Genomic DNA, 21,457 nt, shown 5'->3' with positions numbered 1-21,457 from the left:
CCTCAGGCTTGGTGAGTTCTGGCCTTGATCTGGAGTTGAGCTTTAGTCAGTCATTACAAGGGCTGGGACTTTCCCCTCAGATGGCCCATCTCATTTGGCTGCCGCTGCCGATGCTGTTGGTGTTGACCGCGGCGATGGTGGGCGTTTTGGTCACCGTGTGGCTGGAGCGGAAGATTTCGGCGGCAGTTCAGCAGCGGATCGGACCGGAATACGCAGGAGCTCTCGGCGTGTTGCAGCCGATGGCCGATGGCTTGAAGTTGCTGGTGAAGGAAGACGTGATCCCTGTCAGGGCGGATGGCCTGCTGTTCACTCTTGGTCCGGTCCTGGTGCTTGTGCCTGTGATCCTTTCCTGGCTGATCGTGCCTTTTGGTCAAAATCTGCTGATCAGCAATGTGGGGATAGGGATTTTCCTCTGGATCTCCCTCAGCAGCATTCAGCCCATTGGCCTATTGATGAGTGGCTATGCCTCCAATAACAAGTACTCACTCTTGGGTGGGCTGAGGGCTGCAGCTCAATCGATCAGTTACGAAATCCCTCTTGCCTTGGCTGTTCTGGCAGTGGTGATGATGAGCAATTCGCTCAGCACTGTCGACATTGTTGCCCAACAAAATGGTGCTGGCTTGTTGAGCTGGAATGTGTGGCGGCAGCCTGTGGGCTTTTTGATCTTTTGGATCTGTGCGCTGGCCGAGTGCGAACGACTTCCTTTCGATCTCCCTGAAGCGGAGGAAGAGCTGGTGGCGGGTTATCAGACCGAGTACGCAGGGATGAAGTTTGCCCTGTTTTATCTCGGTAGTTACATCAACCTTGTGCTTTCGTCCTTGTTGGTCGCAGTGCTCTACCTAGGGGGATGGGGCTTCCCCATCCCGGTGGAATGGCTGGCTGGTTGGCTTGGTCAGTCGGTTGATGCTCCCTTGGTGCAGGTGATCACTGGCTCCGTTGGCATTGTGATGACAGTGCTGAAGGCTTATCTGCTGGTGTTCTTAGCCATCTTGTTGCGCTGGACTACTCCACGCGTACGCATTGATCAATTGCTTGATTTGGGCTGGAAGTTTCTTTTGCCGATCGCGCTTGGAAATCTGCTGATCACCGCTGCTCTTAAGTTGGCTTTCCCTGTTGCCTTTGGCGGTTGATGCAGCCAAAGCGCTTGAAGGCGCTGGATCTCGTTCTGGGAAGGCTAAGCACTTTTACTTATCCTGGCTAAAAAGCTTGTAGGATTTCTGGAATGCTCCTAGTGGGCCTCTTAGAGGTTCCTTTCGCATGTTCGGGTTCCTCAAAAAAGTTGCTGACTACACCCGCGACGCTGCGGATGCAGCGAACTATCTGATCCAGGGCCTTGCGGTCACATTCGATCACCTGCGCCGGCGTCCGATCACGGTGCAGTATCCATACGAGAAGCTCATCCCCTCAGAGCGTTATCGCGGTCGTATCCACTACGAGTTTGATAAATGCATTGCTTGTGAGGTTTGCGTCAGGGTTTGTCCCATCAACCTGCCTGTTGTGGACTGGGTGATGAATAAGGAGACCAAGAAAAAGGAGCTGCGCAATTATTCCATTGATTTCGGTGTCTGCATCTTCTGTGGCAACTGTGTGGAGTACTGCCCTACCAATTGCCTATCGATGACGGAGGAATATGAGCTGGCTGCGTACGATCGGCATAGCCTCAACTACGACAATGTTGCATTGGGTCGTTTGCCAACCAGTGTGACGACAGATCCATCTGTGCAGCCTTTACGTGAGCTGGCCTATCTGCCTAAAGGGGTGATGGATCCCCATGATGTCCCTGCCAATCAACCTCGTGCCGGACAGCTCCCGGCAGAGGTGCTCAAGAGTCTGAGCTTGCAACAAGATTCTCCTCAAGGGGATGGGGGAGAATCGTTGCAGGATGCTCCTGATCAAGATCAGCCCAGCGGATGACGATTGCTACTTCCACAGAATTAATCTGTTTCCTGGTACTAGGCGCCGTGGTGGTTCTCGGCAGTCTTGGTGTCGTCTTGCTGGGCAATATCGTCTACTCCGCCTTTTTGCTTGGTGGCGTATTTATGGCTGTGGCTGGTCTCTATCTGCTCCTCAATGCCAGTTTTGTTGCAGCAGCACAGGTGCTGGTTTATGTGGGTGCAGTCAACGTGCTGATTCTCTTCGCGATCATGCTGGTCAACAAGCGCGAAGATTTGAAGCCGATCGAGGGATTGCCTATTCGAAGGCTGCTCTCTGGTGGAGTCTGTGCAGGGTTGTTTGTTCTTTTCTTTCGTGTGGTGATCACCACACCTTGGGCAGTGCCAGGCCCCGCAGCGATTGGAGTAGGGGCTACTGAGCGAATTGGTGAACACTTATTTACTGACTACCTTTTGCCTTTTGAGCTGGCGTCTGTGCTTTTACTGATGGCCATGATCGGTGCAATTGTGTTGGCCCGCAGAGATGTTCTGGAGACTGATGTTGGTACAGGTGATGCTGTCAATCAGGGTCTGATCGAGAAGGCTCGAACCCCGTTGCTTGTCGATAAGTCCACGCCCTGATCAGTTCAGGACACTTTGCTTTTTTTCCCTGATTGATCCCATGCTCGAGTCCTCCTCCGGTCTTGTTCCTCTTCAGGCCTATCTCTTGCTTGCTGCGATGCTTTTCTGTATCGGCGTGTGGGGGCTGATCAATAGCCGTAATGCTGTTCGGGTTTTGATGAGCATTGAGCTGATGCTCAATGCGGTGAATATCAATCTGATGGCATTCTCTTCATATATTGATGGTGATCTGATCCGCGGTCAGGTCTTTGCTGTGTTTGTGATTACTGTTGCTGCTGCAGAGGCAGCTGTGGGTCTTGCGATCCTCCTTTCCTTGTATCGCAATCGCGTCACTGTGGATATGGAGCGCTTCAATCTGCTGCGCTGGTAAGGAGACCCAAGCATGCGTCTCGATTTGGTCTGGGTGATCTATCGGGCGGGAAGTCATTCTGCGCATCGTGAAGCCTGTTGTTGTGTTGACGAGCTCCAAGCGCTTGGAGTGAAAGTGGTGATGGCCATGAGTGGAGTGACGGCCAACCCTTTCCCCGATTTATTGGCCTCAGAAGCCGGCCTGCCTGATTTGGCTGTTGTGCTTGGGGGCGATGGCACGGTGCTCGGTGCGGCCCGTCATCTTGCCGTTCATGATGTGCCAATCCTTAGTTTCAACGTCGGAGGGCATCTAGGTTTTCTGACGCATGAACGCTGTCTGCTTGATGGCGGTCAGCTATGGCAGAGATTGTTGCAGGACAACTTTGCTTTGGAGCGCAGGATGATGTTGCAGGCTGCAGTGGACAGCCGCTCCCCTGCTGAACGAACTGCTCGACCTACTGCTTCGCTCCAGGATTTGAATGGGACTAAGCCACCGCACTGGGCCCTGAATGATTTTTATATGCGTCCTTATCGCGATGATGTGTCGCCTACCTGCACCCTAGAACTTGAGATCGATGGTGAGGTGGTGGATCATTACCGTGGCGATGGTTTGATCTTGGCGACACCCACAGGGTCTACCGGCTACTCGATGGCGTCCGGAGGACCGATTCTTCATCCTGGCATTGATGCGATCATCGTGAGTCCAATTTGTCCGATGAGTCTCTCTAGTCGTCCCGTCATCGTGCCTCCAGCTTCACGGCTCGTGATTGGGCTTCTGGGAGAAAACACTCGCCGGGTGAAGCTCTGGAAAGATGGGGCGAGTGGTGCCCTGCTTGAACCAGGCGAGTGTTGTGTTGTTCAGAGGGCTCGGCACCATGCATTGATGGTGGTTCTTGAACAGAGCCCCTCTTATTACAGAACTCTCACGCACAAGCTGCATTGGGCGGGAAGTCTGCTCAACAATCAACCATCTCCCAGCTGAAGCTCATGGGCCTCGAGATCGAACGGAGGTTTTTGGTGGTGGGAGAAGAGTGGCGATCTTTGGCAGGACCGGCCTTGCCTTTGCGTCAGGGTTACTTGGCCGGGTCTCCTCAAGGGTTCACTGTCAGGATGAGAATCATGGCGATGGAGCAGGCTTGGCTCACCCTCAAGGCTCCTGCTGAGGGTATTGCTCGCCATGAGTTCGAATATCGGATCCCTCTAGTCGATGCAGAGGCTCTCTGGGGTTTGGCGCCTGATCGTCTGATCAAGACACGTTATGAACTAAGCCTTAAAGGTGGTGATTGGGTGGTCGATTGCTTTGAAGGAGCGAATGCTCCTCTTGTGCTAGCGGAGGTGGAACTTGTCTCTGCGGAGGATCGGCTAGAGATTCCCGCGTGGTGTTGGCAGGAGGTGACTGGTGCATCTGAGTGGAACAATGCCGCTTTGGCACGCGCCCCTATTCAGCAATGGTCCGATCAGAGGCGCCGAGATTACGGCCTGGCTTGACCAAAGCGCCCCAAGGGCCTTTATAATCTCTTAACAGTTCCGATCGAGTGAGCTGGTTGTACGGGCAGCAGATGCTGCGGGAAGGCAACTTGTGTTTGGTTTGTACGATACCGATGGCATCCTTCGCTTTACATGCCGGGATCGTGAGGCTTGTATGGCCTATGTGGAGTTGTTTGATCTCGAGTCCGACGGATGTTCTTTGATGCCCATTCCAGAGCCCGCTGTGCTTGGGTTTAGGAGTCAGAGTCGGAGTCGTCTGGCAAGGAGCAGCAATTGAAACCATCGCGGCAGATCTTGCCGTGATCCATGGCCCAGTTCAGAAGGGCTACACGATTTTTTGAGCCTGTTTTGGTGAACATGTTGCTGACATGATTGTCGACAGTTCGCTTGCTGATGGTTAGCTGTTCAGCGATTTCTTGGTTGGTTAGCCCGTCGGCGACAAGGTCAATGATTTCCATTTCCCTTGAAGAGAGCGAGATATGAACGGAACTGGGGATTTTGCCTGTGGCCATTTCCTCCCCATTCATGATCTCCGGTCATCTTACGCAGACTTTGGGCAAGCGATCCCTCATAGTTGGTGAGTGAGTGAAGGACATAGTGATTTGAGTTCAGCCTTGCAGCGCTCCATCGAGGCCGGAGCGGTGACGATAACTGCTGAGGTCATGCCTCCTCGTGGTGCAGATCCTGTTCATTCCTTGACGATGGCTCAAGGTTTGAAAGGTTTTGTTCATGCCATCAATGTGACTGATGGCAGCCGTGCAGTGATGCGGATGAGCAGTCTTGCTCTCTGCAGGTTGCTGTTAGATGAGGGTCTTGAACCGATTTTGCAGCTCGCTTGCCGTGATCGCAATCGGATCGCCCTTCAATCCGATTTACTTGGCGCTCATGCCCTGGGTATTCGCAACTTGCTTTGCCTTACAGGTGATCCTGTCCGGGTCGGTGATCAACCTGAGGCGAGACCTGTTCATGACTACGAGTCGGTGAAATTGCTGCATCAGGTCGCTGCCTTCAACCGTGCGGAGGACCCTGTTTCGGGATTACTCCCTGATGGAGCGACTGCTTTGTTTGCTGGGGCCGCTGCTGATCCCAATTGCAAGAGCTTGAGTGGTCTGCGTCGTCGCCTCGAACGAAAGAAGGAGGCCGGCGCTCGCTTTCTTCAGACTCAGATGGTGATGAAACCCGCTGTGCTTGAACACTTTTGCAATGAGGTGGCCAATCCCCTTGGGTTGCCTGTGCTTGCTGGGGTGTTTTTGCTGAAATCAGCTCGTAATGCAAGCTTCATTAATAGGGTTGTGCCTGGAGCATGCATTCCTGAATCACTTGTGGTTCGGCTGGAGCAAGCATCTGATCCAATGGCTGAGGGGATCGCTATTGCTGCTGAGCAGGTCAGGAGTTACTTGTCTCTTACCCAGGGCGTCCATCTGATGGCCGTGAAAGCAGAAGAGCGCATCCCCGAGATTCTTGATCAGGCTGGAATCAGCTTGGTGCCGATGTGAGGTCTGTGCCAAGGAGTTCGGCCATGGCCTTCTGCTGAGGAGATGGTTCCACAAGGTCTTGGCGCCTTGCATCGGTGATCAGCCAATCAAGGGCTGCTTCTTGAAGGTCAAAGTGATCGCCATTTTTGCCAACGCAGTAACGGCCAAACACCAGCTTTTCCACCAGCTGCACACCAGCTCCAATACGGGAATAGTCAAAGATGATCGAGTTGTCCACGGTTGCCCCTTCGCAGATGCAACAGCTAGGGCCGATCATTGATGGCCCAATAATTGTTGCTCCATCTTCGATGCGGGTCATGCCACCCACATAAATTGGCCCTTGCACATTGATCTTGTCCCAGTTCGCGGCAACGTTCAAGCCTGTGTAGATCCCAGGACGGACTTCCTTACCAGGGATGCCTACTTGGCGAACCTCTCCTTGCAGCACGCTGCGAATGGCCCTCCAATAATCAGGAACCTTGCCAATGTCCACCCATTCGAAATCCATTGGTAGGGCGAAGAAAGGTAAGCCCATCTCCACCAGCTTGGGAAATAGGTCAGAGCCGATATCGAAGGGTTGGTCGGAAGGAATGTGCTCGAAAATCTCTGGTTCAAAGAGATAGATGCCTGTGTTGATTGTGTCGCTCAGCGCTGCATCAGTGGAGGGTTTCTCTTGGAATGCCTGAACACAATCATTCTCGTCTGTAACCACAACGCCATAGCTGCTGACTTGATCTTTGGGGACTCGTTTGGTCACCAAGCTCGCCAGAGCCCCTTTGGCACGATGGCGTTTTACGGCTTCTGAGAGGTCGAGATCAATGAGGGCGTCACCACAGAGCACCACAAAGGTGTCATCAAAGAACTGTTGAAAATCCTGGATTTTTTTGAGGCCGCCAGCGGAACCAAGGGCATCACCAATCAGTTCTCCCTCTTCGATGCGTCCCTCGAAGCTGTAGGCGATTTCTACGCCAAAGCGCTGGCCATCTCGGAAGTAGTTTTCAATTTCCTCAGCTAGGTGAGACACATTCACCATCACTTCTTTGAATCCGTGCTCCTTCAGCAGTTCGAGCAGAAACTCCATCACGGGTTTCTGAAGGATGGGAATCATCGGCTTGGGGATCACGTGGGTGATCGGCTGGACGCGCGTCCCTTTGCCGGCCGCCAAAATCATCGCCTTCATTGGCGTTGTTAGGCCTCAGCTCGTTTAAACAACATAGACCTCCATTCAAGCGGCATTCACGACCTCGGCCGGAGTGGCAGCTGGCACGTTAAGGCTGGTAAGCGGGAGCTGAGCAATGGTTCCTGGGGCCAGCAGTCGCTTCAGTCGTAGGGGGGCATAGAGGGATCCTTCCTGTGCCAGCTCCACTTTCCCCTGTGAGCATAGAAATAACAGAGCCCAGAACACGCCCACCCGATCCGTGTCCAGGTCTGCTGTTGAGACCTGTTCCCACTGACCAACCAACTGCTCGAAATCAACCCAGTGCAGGGCCTGCTCCCAATCGTTGAGGAAAACTCCTAAGGCTGCAGTCGTTTCAGGAAGTTTTTCCCGGTGCGCCAGAGCGGTGACTTGGGCAATGGCCTCACGCTCGCTAAAACGTTTATTGCGTTTGCGGCGTCGCTGTTGCAGTTCGTCGGATTCGAGTTGCTCGGCGATGGATTCCAGTTGCTCGATGAGCTCGCCAAGGGTCACTGGCCTGCGGAGGGGTGGTGGTGCTGCCGGACGACGTAAGAGGTGGCGCTCTGGGCGCCTGGGCAGCGCAAAACTTGGATCTAGCCAGCCTTGCTCTCCCAGCTCTGCTTCAAAGCCTTCTTCAAACAGAGGTTCCGGCGGAAAGGTTTGGGCTTCGAGAACCTCTGCTTTAAGACCAACCAGGACTGATGCGGCTAAAAAGGCTTCGCTGCTGTCTGCTAAATCCTGTTCATAACTGCCGCCTTGCCGTTGAACTTGTGCGGCCACTTGCCGGGGCACCTCAATCCGCTGGCGAAGTTGATCGAGGAAACCATCAACCACGGCGATCACATCGACATCCCAGGGATCTAATTCACCTCGCTCTGCGGCATCTTGCAGCAGGCGGATTGCAAGGCGAGCGCCTGAATCAGCCCCCCTGTTCAGTCCATCATCTTGCAAGGTAAAGATCACGCTTGAAATAAGTTATCGATCTTGTTAGGCGCGCGCTAGGGGGAATCCATAGATCATCATGCTTTTAAAGGGTTATATGAATTGTGTTAGCAGGAAGCTGATGAGGTGGTTCCTAGTCAGCTTTTGTCTCAAAGTTTGATCGTCTTGCTTGGTCTTGGCCGGTTGAGTTGGTGCCTTAGAGGCTGAGGTAGGGATTGCTTGGCATGGTTCTAGATCAGCCACTCCCGGCAGAGAAGAAATATCTATTGCTAGCCCTTAGACCTGCAATAACATCCAAAAGGGCTCGATGGCATTGTGAATTGCTTTGTTGAGTTCGAGGCACAAGATCAAGATGAAATTGATCTGGCGAATCCCTTAAAACAGCAACTCGCTAATCATTACTGCTGCAGACTTCAGGGTGGGTTGCTGTGCAAAGAAAGGCTGAAGTCTCTTATTTCCTAGTGAGCTGCTCCGATCGCGTTTGACTGATCGGCAGCCTTGGGGATGAGACCACCGCAGGCGTCATGGTGGTGTTTCGAATCATCAATGCTGAGGGTTTTTTGATGCGTTGCAGGGCTAGCTCATCTCGCTTTACTAATTCTTGGATGGATGCGGTATAGCTATCGGTCATGAGTCGGGGGTAGAGGCCAATGCCGATGATCGGCACGAGTAAGCAGCTAATGATGTAGACCTCTCTTGGTTCCGCATCAACCAGGTTGGTATGGGAGACCAGTTGGTCATTCTCTTTGCCGAAGAAGATTTCTCTCAGCATTGAGAGTAGATAGATGGGGGTAAGGATGACGCCGATTGCCGCAAGCCCCGCAATCACAATCCGGAAAGTCAGCGTGTAGGCCTCATCGGTAGCAAAGCCCACGAACACCATTAATTCAGACACGAAACCACTCATGCCAGGCAGAGCGAGGGAGGCGAGTGCACAGACAGTCCATAGGGCGAACATGATTCGCATCTTTTGACCCACTCCTCCCATCTCATCAAGTTGCAAGGTGTGGGTGCGGTCGTAGGTGGCTCCTACAAGGAAGAACAGACTGGCGCCGATTAGACCATGACTGATCATCTGCAGCATGGCGCCACTCGTTCCTAGGGCGCTGAAGCTGCCAATGCCGATCAGTACAAAGCCCATGTGGCTAATTGAGCTATAGGCGATCTTGCGTTTGAGGTTGCGCTGGGCGAAGGAGGTGAGAGCGGCATAGATGATGTTGACCACCCCAAGCACGATGAGAAGTGGGGCGAACTGGGCATGGGCTTCAGGTAGCAGTTGAGCGTTAAAACGCATCAAGGCATAGCCGCCCATCTTCAGCAGGATTCCTGCAAGCAGCATGTGAACTGGCGCCGTTGCTTCTCCATGGGCGTCTGGTAGCCAGGTGTGTAGAGGCACAATTGGCAGCTTGACGCCGAAGGCAATCAGCAGTCCGGCGTAACAGAGCAACTGGAAACCTGTCCCAAAGCTTTGTTGGGCGAGGTTGGTGTATTCGAAGTTGGGTGTGCCTCCGCCGAAGAACCCCATGGCTAGGGCCACCAGCAGAATGAACAGCGAACTGCCAGCGGTATAAATGATGAATTTTGTGGCTGCATATTGCCTTTTTTTGCCACCCCAGATCGCTAGCAGCAGGTAGACCGGCAACAATTCCAGTTCCCAAGCCAGGAAGAACAGCAGCATGTCTTGAACGGCAAAAACTGCGATCTGGCCGCCATCCATTGCCAGGATCAGGAAAAAGAACAGCTTGGGTTTGAACGTCACTGGCCAGGCTGCCAGCACCGCCAGTGCTGTGATGAAACTGGTGAGCAGAATGAGTGGCATCGAGATGCCATCTGCTCCGACAGCCCAGGTGAGGCCCAGATCAGGTAGCCAGCTCACCCGTTCGGATAGTTGTAAGCCGCTCAGACTGGGGTCATAGCCGTATAGGTAGGCAGCCACGGTGATCACAAAGGTCACCAGGGCGATGCCGAGTGCAAACCAACGAACCTGCTTACCCTCCCCTTCATCAGGGATGAACGGCACCAGAAAGGCCCCCACAATCGGGAACAGAATTGAGAGGCTCAGCCAGGGGAAGTTAGCGCTCACTTGATCGCTCAGCAGCTCGGCACCTGTGTCCAAGGGTGCGCTTATGGCAAACTCCAGCACGGACAGGCCTTTTCAGCACTGGTCGGAGTGTAGAAATGCTTGGCGTTCTGACACTGCTTCGATAGGCGTTAACACACAATTTGGTTTATCAGCTCACAGGACTGCCTAGGACGCCGAATAGAACTACCAAGGCGATGACACCACCGAAAACGATCAGGGCGTAAAACTGAGCGCGGCCTGTTTCAAAGTACTTAAGACCTTCGCCACTTCCAAGCGTGAGTAGGCCGGTGAGATTCACCACGCCGTCAACGACCTTGGCATCCACTTCAAGCACTTCACGAGCCAGTTTGCGGCTGCCGCGTACGAAGATCTTTTCATTGATGTCATCCAAATACCACTTGTTGGCCAGGAAGGTATTGATGACAGGGAAGCGCTTGGCAAATAGTTCTTCGAGATTGAGGCGGTGCAGTGCATAAGCCAAGACAGCCAAGCTGATGCCTGCTGTTGAGATCGCCACTGAAGCTCCTGCCAGTGGCAGGAATTCACTCCAGTTGAATGTTGCGGCCATTTCAAGAGCCTCCTCTGGGTTGAGCAGGCCTGCAAAGCGGCTGTTCCAGGGGGTGCCGATTAGACCAATCAGCATCGAGGGCACTGCCAAGAGTGCTAATGGCAGAGTCATGGACCAGGGCGACTCATGCAGTACACCGCCTTGATGAGGATGCTCGTCTTCACTGGCTTTGCCCGCTGCAGCAAGCAGTTTTGTTTGTAGGTTTTTGTCGTCTCCGCGGAATGGCCCTTCAAATGTGAGGAAGTAGAGGCGGAACATGTAGAAGGCTGTCATCCCTGCTGTCAGAAAACCCACAACCCAGAGCAATGGAAAGGTCGTGAATGCTTGTCCCAGAATTTCGTCTTTGCTCCAGAAGCCTGCTAGAGGGGGAATACCGCTGATGGCAATGCAGCCGATCAGGAAGGTGATGGCGGTGATCGGCATTTTTTGGCGCAGGCCGCCCATCAGTCGCATGTCTTGGGCCAGGATGGGTTCGTGACCAACAACGTCTTCCATGGCGTGGATCACTGAACCTGAGCCAAGGAAAAGCATGGCCTTGAAAAAGGCATGGGTCACCAGGTGGAACATTCCTGCTACGGGAGCGCCGCAGCCCATCGCCAGCATCATGTATCCAAGTTGAGACACTGTGCTGTAAGCCAGTCCCTTCTTGAGGTCCATTTGGGTGAGCGCGATGGACGCTCCCAGAAAACAGGTGATCGTGCCGATCACGGCGATCACCAAACCCACCATGGGGAACTGGCTGTAGAGAGGTTCGAGCCTGGCAACGAGGAAGACACCGGCTGCCACCATGGTTGCCGCATGGATGAGAGCAGAAATTGGTGTGGGCCCTTCCATGGCATCGGGAAGCCAAACATGAAGGGGGAATTGAGCTGACTTGGCCATCGGCCCCATGAACACCAACAGACATAAGGTCAATGCCGCCCAGCCTGGAACGGCTCCGCTCGCGATGGCATCTGACAAGCCATTGGCGATGCCATGGAAATCAAAACTGCCCGTTGCCCAGAAGAGTCCGAGAATGCCCAGGAGCAAGCCAAAATCCCCCACACGGTTGACGACAAAAGCCTTTTGAGCTGCATGGGCGGCACCATCTCGGTCGTACCAGAAGCCCACCAGGAGATAGGAGCACATCCCTACCAGCTCCCAAAACACGTAGATTTCGAGAAGGTTTGGGCTGATGATCAAGCCCAGCATCGAGCTGCTGAATAGGGCTAGATAGGTAAAGAAACGCACGTAGCCCTTGTCGTGGGCCATGTAGCCATGGGAGTAGATCATCACCAGCAGAGCGATGGTGGTGACCAGGGCAAGCATCACGGCTCCAAGGGGATCAATCACATAACCCATTGGCAGAATGAAACTGCCGGCGCTGGCCCAGACGAAGAGATGTTCTACAGGTGCAGCACCGGTCAGCTGCTCGGCGAGGACTGCATAGCTCAAGACGGCGGCAGCACCTAGAGAGGTGAGCAGCAGCACAGCTACCGGCTTACGTAGGCGGTTAATGGTGCGGTTGAAACTGATTAGTCCCAGGCCTGTGGCGATCGCTCCGAGTAGGGGGAACACCGGGATTAACCAGGCGAGGTCGGCGGCCGAGGTCATCCGGTCCAGGCAGGATCATGGGAGTGTAGGCAATTCAGCTCAGCAGGCCTTCCAGCTTGGAGGAGAGGAAGGCCGCGCTGCCGATGGAGATGAAGCGATGGGCATACCAGAACACTCCCACGGCGATAGCGATGCCGAGCTGGGAAGGCTTCAAAGCTTCTTGCCATAGCAATTGTTGTCGTCCATCGAGCACCGCCTTGAAGGGGATTACGGAGGTGTTTTGACGCAGTTCCTCAAAAGCATCGCCGAAGCGGGCTCGTAATCTGCGGTCGCCATGCCATACAGCAAATAAGTGATGGCCGATCAGGCCTAAACAAGTCACCAGCATGAAGCTGCTGCCAATCCAGAGTGCATGGGAGAAACACCAGAGGATTTGGCCAATGGCTTGGGGATGTCTACTGATGCGGATGATCCCCGTGGCATAAAGCCGGACTTTCGGCTTGAGCAAGGCTGGGATTTCCAGCAGGTTGTAGGTGGCTGGGTAGAGGAAGAGGAAACTGATGGCGGTGAGGGCCCAGATCATTGGCACCATGCCTGGCACCCCTTGCAGATTCCAGAGCCGCACCCCGTCGTAGCGATGTGCGAGGAAGTAACCGATCACCACCACAGCGGAGGGAATGCTTGTTGCGGCAAAAATCAATCGCCATGCCCTAGCCCCGATCTTGGTTTCGGCATGGCTACGTAGGGCGGCTCCGCCGCTGTGGATCACAGCGAAGAGAAACAACAGACCAAGCATCACAAGGGTGCTGTGATGGAGCCCAGTGGATGACAATTGTGCCAAGCGGCAGTGGCAATGATTATCGATTCTGGCGTCCAGGCTTTTCCGCTTACAGTTTTTCCGTTGTTGCTGCCGGGTTGGCAGGTCCTCCATGGCCGATCTGCCTTTCACACTCGATCAGTTGCGCATCCTCCACGCAATCGTGAGTGAGGGCAGCTTTAAGAAAGCAGCCGATAGCCTTTACGTCACTCAGCCGGCGGTGAGCCTGCAGATTCAGAACCTGGAGAAGCAGTTAGAGGTCTCCTTGTTTGATCGTGGGGGCCGCAAGGCTCAGCTAACCGAAGCGGGCCGACTTCTGTTGAGCTACTGCGAGCGGATTCTTAGTCAGTGTCAGGAAGCCTGCCGAGCCCTTGATGATCTGCATGACCTCAAAGGTGGATCGTTAGTGATTGGGGCTAGCCAGACGACTGGCACCTATTTGATGCCGCGCATGATTGGCTTCTTTCGCCAAAAGTATCCGGACGTAGCCGTGCAATTGCAAGTGCACAGCACCCGACGCACCGGCTGGAGCATTGCCAATGGTCAAATTGATCTAGCGATCATTGGAGGCGAGCTGCCATCGGAGCTCAACGAACTTCTTCAGGTTGTGCCTTACGCCAGCGATGAACTGGCCCTGGTTCTTCCGGTGAAACATCCTTTGTCGAGGCTTGTTGAACTCACCAAGGAAGATCTCTATCGCTTGGGTTTTATCAGTCTTGATTCCCAGTCCACCACTCGCAAGATGCTGGACCAGCTCCTAGCTCGATCTGGCTTGGATGTGCAGCGCTTGCGGATAGAGATGGAGCTCAATTCTCTTGAGGCGATCAAGAATGCAGTTCAATCTGGTCTTGGGGCAGCCTTTTTGCCTGTGGTATCGATTGAACGTGAACTAACCGCCGGCACAGTGCACAAACCGTTGGTGGTTGATCTGCAGGTGCGTCGTCAGCTGAAGTTGATCAGCCATCCTGCGCGTTACTGTTCACGCGCAGCAGAAGCATTTAGGCGGGATGTGCTGCCAGTGTTTGCTAGTGCCGACAGCCCCATTCGTCAGAACAGGGCCGTTCTTGCAGATGGCAATGGTTAAGAGTCGACTCAGAATTGATCCGCTTCCGGTGTTACCCCCACGGAATCGTCAGCAACTCCTTTAGTAATAAATTTATTCTCTTTGATATCGGTTTGGTAGACGCAGCGGACGATTGGTTTATCGCGGATTGAACCGATGTAGGCAAAGGTGTTCATGCGTTGCTTGCACTCTCTCACCTGGTTATTGGTGACCGCACCTTGTTTTTCCAGCACCGTCCAGTTTTCCCTACGAATGACACAGCCAGGCTGCAGGCTGGGCTGGGTGACGAAACTGCTGGAAGGGTTGAGTGTGGTGTACATCTCAACGTCAATGACGAGGGCACTGGCTCCCCATTGCCGGCAGAATTCAGGATCTGGTACAGCCATATCCAGCTGCTGACCGCTAGCAATATTGCCTTGATCGCCCCCAGTGGTGCTAGTGACAGCACTGCCGATCCCGATCCCAACGATCAGAACCCCTGCGAGTACAGCCAGGCTGGCTGTACTCAAGCGGATTCCATTGCCTCCTGGTGGGGTGGGAGGGCCAGAACGACTTGAAGGGGAACGGTCATAGCTGGAGTCATCCCTTTCATAGCGGTTGCGGCGCGAGTAGCGGTCCCCGCGACCTCCCTCTTGGCCATAGCTCTCAGGAGGTGATTGGCGGTTGTAACGGGAGCGATTCACAACAGCTCAGGGGTACGCGGTAGCCCCATGGAGTAATTCAGCACGCGGCACTCTGGGTTGTAGCTTAATTTTCCAGCCTGAAGCAGCTTGCGGATTGTTCCTTCGAGTTCTGAGCCAATTTTGCGCAGGTTGTAATCGCTAAGTTCGCCTCCGGCATGCGAGGCAACCAACTCTGCGAAGCGTTGCTGGATCTCTTTTGTGACGGATTCTGTCCAAAGAAACTCGTTGTCAGGATCGAGATCAAGCGTGAGCTGGTCGGGGTCTGGAACGAGATCATTGTTTTCAACCCTGGCCGTGAAGATCCTGACGTGACGGGTCGTGCACTTCAATAGGGTCTCGTTCATGGCATGGACCGGTCCCGCAATGGGGCCCGCTAGAGCAAGTGAAGGGACTCTAGGAAGAGAATGGGGCAGGGCTCCTTTTAGGGTTGATGTTTACTTGTCGTGAGAAGCATGCGCGTTGCCATCGCAGGAGCAGGTCTGGCTGGACTCTCATGTGCCAAATATCTAGTTGATGCGGGACATATTCCAGTTGTTTATGAGTCCCGCGATGTGCTTGGGGGCAAAGTTGCGGCTTGGAAGGATGAGGATGGTGACTGGTATGAGACTGGTTTACATATCTTTTTTGGGGCTTATCCAAATATGCTCCAGTTGTTCCACGAATTGGGCATCGAGGAGCGTTTGCAGTGGAAAAGTCACTCGATGATCTTCAACCAGCTTGAGGAGCCTGGAACGTATAGCCGCTTTGACTTTCCTGATCTTCCAGCTCCATTCAATGGAGTGGCTGCCATTTTAGGTAATAACGATCTGCTCAGCTGGCCAGAGAAGGTTGCCTTCGGCTTGGGTCTCGTACCGGCAATGTTGCGAGGTCAGGATTACGTGGAGGAGTGTGATCAATATTCTTGGACTGAATGGCTGAGGATCCACAACATCCCTGAGCGGGTGAATGAGGAGGTTTTCATCGCCATGAGTAAGGCATTGAACTTTATTGACCCTGATGAGATTTCAGCCACTGTCATCCTCACGGCGCTCAATCGATTTCTTCAGGAAAAGAATGGTTCCAAGATGGCCTTCCTTGATGGCGCCCCTCCTGAGCGGCTTTGTCAACCGATGGTGGAGCATATTCAGTCTCATGGTGGCGAGGTTTATCTCAACAGCCCTTTGCGGGAGATCAAGCTCAGTGAAGACAGCAGTGTGGAGAGCTTTTTGATCGGAGGTGAGCCGGGGAGTGAATCTAGGCATGTTCAAGCCGATGCTTATGTCAGTGCTCTTCCTGTGGATCCGCTCAAATTGCTTTTGCCGGACCCTTGGAAGCAGATGGAGGTGTTTCGCAAACTCGACGGATTGCGCGGTGTTCCAGTGATCAACATTCATCTCTGGTTCGACCGCAAGCTCACGGATATCGATCACCTGCTCTTCAGTCGTTCCCCTCTTTTGAGTGTCTACGCCGATATGAGCATTACCTGCAAGGAGTACGCAGATCCAGATCGCTCTATGTTGGAACTGGTCTTTGCTCCAGCCAAAGATTGGATCGGCCGTAGCGATGACGACATCATCGAAGCCACATTGGCTGAGCTCAAGAAGCTTTTCCCGATGCACTTCACAGGCGAAAAACAGGCCAAACTGCGCAAGTACAAGGTCATCAAGACACCCCTTTCGGTTTATAAGACCACCCCTGGGTGTCAGAAGCTTCGCCCGAGCCAGGAGACTCCGATTGCCAACTTTTTTCTCGCTGGTGACTTCACAATGCAGCGATACCTGGCGTCGATGGAGGGTGCGGTGCTCAGTGGCAAGTTGTGTGCAAACGCCGTGGATAGCTGTGGGGAGAAGTTATCCACGCCCCAGTCTGTTAGCAAGCCTCTCCAGGCCTGAAGAATGACTCAGATAGCGCAGGATTCGTCGATTATCAGTACTCAGGCTTGCTTGAGTCTTGATGAGGCTTATGAGGCTTGTCGGAAGGAAACAGCTCAGTGGGCGAAAACCTTCTATCTCGGCACCATGTTGCTTCCTTCGATCAAACGCAGAGCGATTTGGGCCATCTATGTGTGGTGTCGGCGAACTGATGAGCTGATGGATAGCGCAGAGGCTCAGACGCGTCCTGTTTCAGAATTAGCGAATCGGCTGGATCAATGGGAAGAACGCACTCGGGCCATGTTCGCTGGCCAGGTGGTGGATGGCCTGGATGCGGTCATGGCAGACACTCTTGAACGTTTCCCTCAGTCCATACAGCCTTATCTGGACATGATTGAGGGGCAGCGCATGGATCTGAATCAGCATCGATACGCCACCTTTCAGCAGTTAGAGCTCTATTGCTATCGAGTGGCAGGCACTGTGGGTTTGATGACCCAGCACGTCATGGGTCTTGACCCTGCATACACAACAGCCCCTTGGAGTTCTTCTCCAGAGACATCAGATGCTGCTATTGCTCTGGGAATTGCCAATCAACTAACCAACATTCTTCGTGATGTAGGAGAGGACCGTGGCCGTGGCCGTATTTACATTCCCCAGGAAGATCTCGACCGATTTGGTTATTCAGAAGCTGATTTGATGGCTGGACGTTTGAATAGTGCTTGGAAGGATTTGATGGCTTTCCAATTGGAGCGTGCTCGCGAGTGGTTTGCTCGCTCAGAAGCTGGAGTGCGCTGGCTCTCTCAAGATGCTCGTTGGCCAGTATGGGCTTCATTGCGGCTTTATAGAGGGATCCTCGATTCCATCGAACGCTTGGACTATGACGTGTTTAATAATCGGGCTTATGTGAGTCGCTGGATGAAGTTGGTTGATCTTCCTCTTTCATATCTGATGGCTCAAGCACGCTGAGGCTGGATAAACAGATTTTGAAAGAGGATTAAAGCTTCAGTTCAAACAGTTGTCTTTTGATTGGCGAGGAGATCCTTCAGTTTGGAAAGTTCTCCAGCCCAGCGTGGGTCGGGTGCTTCTTCAGCAGGCGCATCACTGTGTACAACTTTGTTGGCCGATTTTCTGGCTGATCCTGGGGCATTGCCGCTTGAATTTGTACCGTTGCGGCGTGAACCACCACCGGATCCTTCGTTTGTATTGCGGCGTTCAGAACGCTCAACCCGCAAGTTGTTTCCGTTGAACTCTCGGCCGTTGAACTGTTCAATTACCGCATTGGCAATTTTCTCATCATTGACATTGGCGAAGCCGAATCCACGACAACCTCCGGTTTCTCGGTCGAGAACTGCCTTGAAGCGAATCCCATCTCCAACGCTGGCCAGCTGCGTTTCCAGCTCTTTGCTTTCAAAAGTTTGCGGCAGGTTGCCGATGTAAAGGCGAACGCTCATGAAAAAGAGAGGGGAATGAGAAAAGGATGTGGATCAGGCCGATCGATGTCCTTATTGCCAGTGCAGTTAATCACAGCAAGGTTTGTTTTTGTTCCCACCAGTAAGTTGCTGCCTTAAAAGCTTGCTTTCGATTCTGTACCCGACCAAAGGCTTTTTCTTTGCAGAGATGGCGAAGCAGCTCACCTAGAGCTTGACCTTTTGGGAGTTTGAGGGTCTTTTGCAGTGCATAGCCGTCCACAGGAGGTGAGGGGTGGAACAGAGGATCATCGGCGGTCCGCCAACGCTCTAGCCACTGCATCTGGCTGATTTGCGGGAGCTGCAGGATGAGGGCTGGAAGGTCTGTTTCTAGATCGAGGTGCAATTGCAGCCGATCCAATTCGCTGAGGCTTGCAAACGCCATACCGTCGTTGCGTTCTTCCCAGTAACGAAGGAGTTGGCAGCGTTGACATTGTCGTCGGCTGAAGCGCAATGCGCTCAGCCCCTCATTGCTGAGCAGATGAGTGAGACGAGCCAAGGGAAGCGCAACGGCTTGCTCTTCAGGTTTGAGGGATTTGGCAACCTTTAAACATGGCGCTGGTCGGCTGATTCTTTCAATGGTGTTTTGCCAACAATCCAGTAGGCCAGTGCGCAGCAGCAGCGGCAGCACGTCATCGGCCCAAGGCGCAGTCACGATCCGTTGTAGTTCTGCCTGAATTCGTTCAGGAGCTGCTTGGGGCAGAAGTCTGTGGTGGCAATTGATCCACGCCAAGGTTTGCTTTTCCAAGCTGAGCTGCAGTTCGGCTATCAGTCGCAGACCGCGCAGCAACCTCAGGGGATCGTCGAGCAGGTTTTGCTCACGTACCGCAACAAGTTTTTTTTGCTCCAGATCACTCAGCCCTCCCGTTGGGTCCACGAGCTGAGGGGTGGCCTCGAGGGTGAGGGCAATGGCGTTGAGACGGAAGTCCCGCCGCCAAAGGTCCTCTTTAAGGTTGGATCCCTCTTGGGTGGCGATGTCGATGGTCCAGCCTTTGATCACCAATCGCGCCATGTCCCTTTCTGCGTCCAGCACCACACATGTGCCTCCCAGCGTCTTGGCCAGACTGCGGGTGATCTCTAGAGCCTTGCTTGGCACAATGAAGTCGAGATCTGGTTGCTTCTGGAGTCGGCCAAGCAGGCCATCACGAACGGCTCCTCCTACTAGGACCGTTCCAGCAGGCAGTTCTTGAATCGATAGTGGCCAGTGATCAGGATGTAATTGTTCCCAAAGGGCCTGGACCCGGATGGTGGGATCACCCTCCAGAATGGGTGCAGAAGAGCGAAGGGAGGGCATGTGTATTTGTGTCGACTGCCGCTGGGTTGATCGTTGCCAGGCCTATCACGCGGTGGAGCGGCAGCACGGGGTTGCCCATCTCAATGCGGCACCGGATCTGGAGCCTCAGAACCCACGCATCCATATCAGTTTGATTGATTTGCCTGAAGGAGTGACAGGCGTGGAATGGGATGTACGGGACTGCGGTAGTTTTCTTTTAGATCATGGGCGCTGGAAGCGATTGTGCCCTGGTCAGGAGCTGCCTCGATGAGCTGTCAGACCGGTTCATCCTTGGATGAAGATCAGGCTTTTTTGCTTTTGGCACTCCACAGTTCTTCAGAAACGCTTGGTGTAGCTGTTCAAGATTGCCGCGATCCCAAGACCAGTCGGCGTACTGCAACTTTCCCACTGGGCCGCGGGCTCTCAAATAGTTTGCTCAATTGTGTAGAGGAGCTTTTGCCAGCAGCCTCTTGGCCTCATTTGGCTCGCTTGGCCGTGGCCATCGGTCCTGGCGGATTTACCGGGACTCGTTTAACCGTCGTGATGGCAAGAACTCTGGCCCAGCAGCTTGGTTGTTCCCTCGATGGGGTGAGCAGTTTTGCTTTGATGGCTCCTCGGTTGGCGGTTGCGTTAAGCGATGAGCAAATGGAGCAGCCATTTTGGATCGTGAAACCCCTGCCCCGGCGAGGAACTGTGGCCGGCCGTTATCAGTTGCAAATGGCTGCAGAAGTTGGCGCTGCAAAGGTTGTTGTGGAGTTGGAACCGCCCCATTTGTTAGCAGAGGATTTCAAGGCCTTCCCTGCCCTTGATGCCCAAGATGATGTGGCTAAGGATGTGGAGCATTTACTTGAGCTCTGCGCCACGGCGCACAGTTTGGGCCAGGAGGTCGCCTGGACTGATGTGCTTCCTATTTATCCCACATCTCCGGTGGTGGTCTCGCCTTGAGGAGTTGGTGTCGTCCTGGGCCGATTGTTGTAGGAGGCCTCTTGTTCTGGTTGATTGCTGCCGGACCTTTGCGTCCTTATCGGCAGGCGCTAACGAATGGAAAGCCTCCTCAGTTGATCTTGGTACTCGGAGGTGATGTTGATCGTGAGCATCTTGGCATCCGATTAGCGAGGGATTTGAATTTGCCTTTGGTTGTTAGTGGTGGTAGCAACCTGGAATATGCCCAGTGGTTGGTTCGTGAGGTGGGGATTCCTCCGAGTCAGGTTCAGCTCGACTACCGCGCTAAGGACACCCTGAGTAACTTCACGTCTCTTGTGGATGAACTGCGGTTAAAGGGCATCCAGCATGTCTTACTGGTGACTAGTGAGGATCATTTGCCCCGTTCCATGGCCGTGGGTCATGTTGTGGCTGGTAGCCGAGGGATCCGCTTGACAGGCATCTCTGTCTCTTGCGCTAATCAATGTCGGGAGGAGGGGGTGCGCAAGCGGATCAGCGATTGGGTAAGGGCTTGGGCTTGGGTGGCTACAGGTCGCGATCTTAAGGATTGGGCACAGCGGCGCTGGCCAGAGGCACTCAGCGCTGGCGGCGAAGACGCTCTTCTGCCGAACTCAAAAGTCCTTGATCCAGCAGCGCATTGATTCTTTTTTGGAGTTCTGCGCTGGTGGCTTCCAAGTCGTGTTTACGACGGCTGGAAGGTGGGGGGATCGGTTCGCCGATCCGCAGTTGTATTGGTATGAGTCGGGGTAATTGTCCACTTTTGCCAAGGGCACGGTGGCTATTGATGATCGCTACTGGAAGTAGGGGCGCATCGCTGCGAGCCGCTAGCAGTGCGGCTCCAGGCATGGGGGCATTGACGCGGCCGTTGGCTTGGCGAGTGCCATCAAGGAAGACCCCTATGGCCCAGCCTTCGTCCAGGCGGGCAGTTGCCATGCGAATGGCTTCCCTGTCACTGGCGCCACGTTTCACCGGGTAAGCACCACAGGCACGGATGATTGCTCCTAAGAGGGGGATCCGGAAAAGTTCTGCTTTGGCCATGAAGGCCACAGGCCGCCCAAGAGCATGGCCAAGAAGGGGCGGGTCGAGGTGAGAACCGTGGTTGGCGACGACCACAACAGCACCTTGACGTGGAACATTTTCGTTGCCAAAGGTGCATCCCCTAAATAGACCCCGGAAGATGGGAAACACCAGTAGATAGCTCACGAGTCGATAGGTGAGACTTGGCTGCGGTGTCAT

General features: G+C 53.9%; 24 protein-coding genes. 13 read left to right on the top strand and 11 right to left on the bottom strand.

Annotated features, from left to right (window positions below; genetic code table 11):
• Positions 1-11 precede the first annotated feature (11 nt).
• From nuoH to SIB74_RS10155, 6 genes are all read left to right on the top strand, one after another.
• Complete coding sequence (gene nuoH / locus SIB74_RS10180) at positions 12-1,130, top strand: NADH-quinone oxidoreductase subunit NuoH (RefSeq protein ID WP_196757156.1); 1,119 nt, start codon at positions 12-14, stop codon at positions 1,128-1,130.
• 127 nt (positions 1,131-1,257) lie between these two features.
• Positions 1,258-1,914, top strand: coding sequence for an NAD(P)H-quinone oxidoreductase subunit I (gene ndhI, locus SIB74_RS10175; RefSeq protein ID WP_063396721.1), 657 nt, complete (start codon positions 1,258-1,260; stop codon positions 1,912-1,914).
• Positions 1,911-2,513 (top strand): NADH-quinone oxidoreductase subunit J, encoded by a 603-nt coding sequence (locus SIB74_RS10170; RefSeq protein ID WP_011827261.1) that lies wholly within the window; start codon positions 1,911-1,913, stop codon positions 2,511-2,513. Before ndhI ends, SIB74_RS10170 begins: the two co-directional genes overlap by 4 nt.
• A 40-nt stretch (positions 2,514-2,553) precedes the next feature.
• Positions 2,554-2,883, top strand: coding sequence for an NADH-quinone oxidoreductase subunit NuoK (gene nuoK / locus SIB74_RS10165; RefSeq protein ID WP_011827260.1), 330 nt, complete (start codon positions 2,554-2,556; stop codon positions 2,881-2,883).
• Between the two features lie 12 nt (positions 2,884-2,895).
• A complete protein-coding gene (locus SIB74_RS10160; protein WP_063396722.1) occupies positions 2,896-3,843 on the top strand; it encodes an NAD(+) kinase in 948 nt (315 codons plus the stop codon).
• A 5-nt stretch (positions 3,844-3,848) separates the two neighbouring features.
• Positions 3,849-4,349, top strand: coding sequence for a CYTH domain-containing protein (locus tag SIB74_RS10155; protein ID WP_011827258.1), 501 nt, complete (start codon positions 3,849-3,851; stop codon positions 4,347-4,349).
• Positions 4,350-4,582: 233 nt separating this feature from the next.
• Here the strand turns inward: SIB74_RS10155 and SIB74_RS10150 are convergent, their stop codons facing one another.
• On the bottom strand, positions 4,583-4,861 hold the full coding sequence (locus SIB74_RS10150) for a helix-turn-helix domain-containing protein (protein WP_063396978.1): 279 nt from the start codon (positions 4,859-4,861) through the stop codon (positions 4,583-4,585).
• Positions 4,862-4,951: 90 nt separating this feature from the next.
• Here SIB74_RS10150 and SIB74_RS10145 point away from each other — a divergent pair, with 90 nt between their 5' ends.
• A complete protein-coding gene (locus tag SIB74_RS10145; protein ID WP_063396979.1) occupies positions 4,952-5,845 on the top strand; it encodes a methylenetetrahydrofolate reductase in 894 nt (297 codons plus the stop codon).
• On the opposite strand, the gene SIB74_RS10140 is transcribed toward SIB74_RS10145, so the two are convergent.
• From SIB74_RS10140 to SIB74_RS10120, 5 genes are all read right to left on the bottom strand, one after another.
• On the bottom strand, positions 5,826-7,004 hold the full coding sequence (locus SIB74_RS10140) for a nucleotidyltransferase family protein (RefSeq protein ID WP_011827246.1): 1,179 nt from the start codon (positions 7,002-7,004) through the stop codon (positions 5,826-5,828). The two genes, SIB74_RS10145 and SIB74_RS10140, sit on opposite strands and share 20 nt — an antisense overlap.
• Before the next feature lie 45 nt (positions 7,005-7,049).
• On the bottom strand, positions 7,050-7,952 hold the full coding sequence (locus tag SIB74_RS10135) for a segregation/condensation protein A (RefSeq protein WP_063396980.1): 903 nt from the start codon (positions 7,950-7,952) through the stop codon (positions 7,050-7,052).
• Between the two features lie 442 nt (positions 7,953-8,394).
• A complete protein-coding gene (locus SIB74_RS10130) occupies positions 8,395-10,086 on the bottom strand; it encodes an NAD(P)H-quinone oxidoreductase subunit 4 (RefSeq protein WP_011827244.1) in 1,692 nt (563 codons plus the stop codon).
• Between the two features lie 88 nt (positions 10,087-10,174).
• Complete coding sequence (locus tag SIB74_RS10125) at positions 10,175-12,187, bottom strand: NAD(P)H-quinone oxidoreductase subunit 5 (RefSeq protein ID WP_063396723.1); 2,013 nt, start codon at positions 12,185-12,187, stop codon at positions 10,175-10,177.
• A 34-nt stretch (positions 12,188-12,221) separates the two neighbouring features.
• Positions 12,222-12,923, bottom strand: a complete 702-nt coding sequence (locus SIB74_RS10120) for an NnrU family protein (RefSeq protein ID WP_231906143.1) — start codon at positions 12,921-12,923, stop codon at positions 12,222-12,224.
• A gap of 133 nt (positions 12,924-13,056) precedes the next feature.
• Between SIB74_RS10120 and SIB74_RS10115 the strand changes: the two genes are divergently transcribed.
• The gene (locus SIB74_RS10115; RefSeq protein WP_063396724.1) at positions 13,057-14,028 is read left to right on the top strand and encodes a LysR family transcriptional regulator; all 972 of its coding nucleotides are present in this window, start codon (positions 13,057-13,059) and stop codon (positions 14,026-14,028) included.
• Positions 14,029-14,036: 8 nt separating this feature from the next.
• Here SIB74_RS10115 and SIB74_RS10110 read toward each other — a convergent pair whose 3' ends face one another.
• The gene (locus SIB74_RS10110) at positions 14,037-14,690 is read right to left on the bottom strand and encodes a DUF3172 domain-containing protein (RefSeq protein ID WP_063396725.1); all 654 of its coding nucleotides are present in this window, start codon (positions 14,688-14,690) and stop codon (positions 14,037-14,039) included.
• Positions 14,687-15,034 (bottom strand): NAD(P)H-quinone oxidoreductase subunit M, encoded by a 348-nt coding sequence (locus SIB74_RS10105; RefSeq protein WP_063396726.1) that lies wholly within the window; start codon positions 15,032-15,034, stop codon positions 14,687-14,689. The genes SIB74_RS10110 and SIB74_RS10105 overlap by 4 nt, the downstream gene beginning before the upstream one ends.
• A 108-nt stretch (positions 15,035-15,142) precedes the next feature.
• Between SIB74_RS10105 and pds the strand changes: the two genes are divergently transcribed.
• Both pds and SIB74_RS10095 read left to right on the top strand, forming a co-directional pair.
• A complete protein-coding gene (pds, locus tag SIB74_RS10100; RefSeq protein ID WP_063396727.1) occupies positions 15,143-16,561 on the top strand; it encodes a 15-cis-phytoene desaturase in 1,419 nt (472 codons plus the stop codon).
• A 3-nt stretch (positions 16,562-16,564) separates the two neighbouring features.
• Positions 16,565-17,506, top strand: coding sequence for a phytoene synthase (locus SIB74_RS10095; RefSeq protein ID WP_063396728.1), 942 nt, complete (start codon positions 16,565-16,567; stop codon positions 17,504-17,506).
• Between the two features lie 41 nt (positions 17,507-17,547).
• On the opposite strand, the gene SIB74_RS10090 is transcribed toward SIB74_RS10095, so the two are convergent.
• Both SIB74_RS10090 and SIB74_RS10085 read right to left on the bottom strand, forming a co-directional pair.
• Positions 17,548-17,991: an RNA recognition motif domain-containing protein gene (locus SIB74_RS10090; protein WP_011131367.1), complete on the bottom strand. Its 444-nt coding sequence runs from the start codon at positions 17,989-17,991 to the stop codon at positions 17,548-17,550.
• A gap of 70 nt (positions 17,992-18,061) precedes the next feature.
• The gene (locus tag SIB74_RS10085; protein ID WP_063396729.1) at positions 18,062-19,300 is read right to left on the bottom strand and encodes a tRNA nucleotidyltransferase; all 1,239 of its coding nucleotides are present in this window, start codon (positions 19,298-19,300) and stop codon (positions 18,062-18,064) included.
• Here SIB74_RS10085 and SIB74_RS10080 point away from each other — a divergent pair.
• Genes SIB74_RS10080 through SIB74_RS10070 form a run of 3 tightly spaced genes read left to right on the top strand, consistent with a single transcriptional unit; the run spans position 19,299 to position 20,862 of the window.
• Positions 19,299-19,550, top strand: coding sequence for a Ycf34 family protein (locus SIB74_RS10080; RefSeq protein ID WP_063396730.1), 252 nt, complete (start codon positions 19,299-19,301; stop codon positions 19,548-19,550). The genes SIB74_RS10085 and SIB74_RS10080 overlap by 2 nt on opposite strands.
• Positions 19,547-20,224: a tRNA (adenosine(37)-N6)-threonylcarbamoyltransferase complex dimerization subunit type 1 TsaB gene (gene tsaB / locus SIB74_RS10075; RefSeq protein WP_063396731.1), complete on the top strand. Its 678-nt coding sequence runs from the start codon at positions 19,547-19,549 to the stop codon at positions 20,222-20,224. The genes SIB74_RS10080 and tsaB overlap by 4 nt, the downstream gene beginning before the upstream one ends.
• Positions 20,221-20,862 carry a YdcF family protein gene (locus tag SIB74_RS10070; protein ID WP_063396732.1) on the top strand — a complete coding sequence of 214 codons (642 nt, stop codon included), beginning with the start codon at positions 20,221-20,223 and terminating at the stop codon, positions 20,860-20,862. Before tsaB ends, SIB74_RS10070 begins: the two co-directional genes overlap by 4 nt.
• Here SIB74_RS10070 and SIB74_RS10065 read toward each other — a convergent pair.
• A complete protein-coding gene (locus SIB74_RS10065) occupies positions 20,798-21,457 on the bottom strand; it encodes a lysophospholipid acyltransferase family protein (protein ID WP_413681693.1) in 660 nt (219 codons plus the stop codon). The two genes, SIB74_RS10070 and SIB74_RS10065, sit on opposite strands and share 65 nt — an antisense overlap.

The sequence above is a fragment of the Prochlorococcus sp. MIT 1306 genome (genome assembly GCF_047304515.1).
Lineage (GTDB): Bacteria > Cyanobacteriota > Cyanobacteriia > PCC-6307 > Cyanobiaceae > Prochlorococcus > Prochlorococcus marinus_D.
Note: the sequence above shows the minus strand (reverse complement) of the source record. Positions and strands in the feature narration are given on the sequence as shown.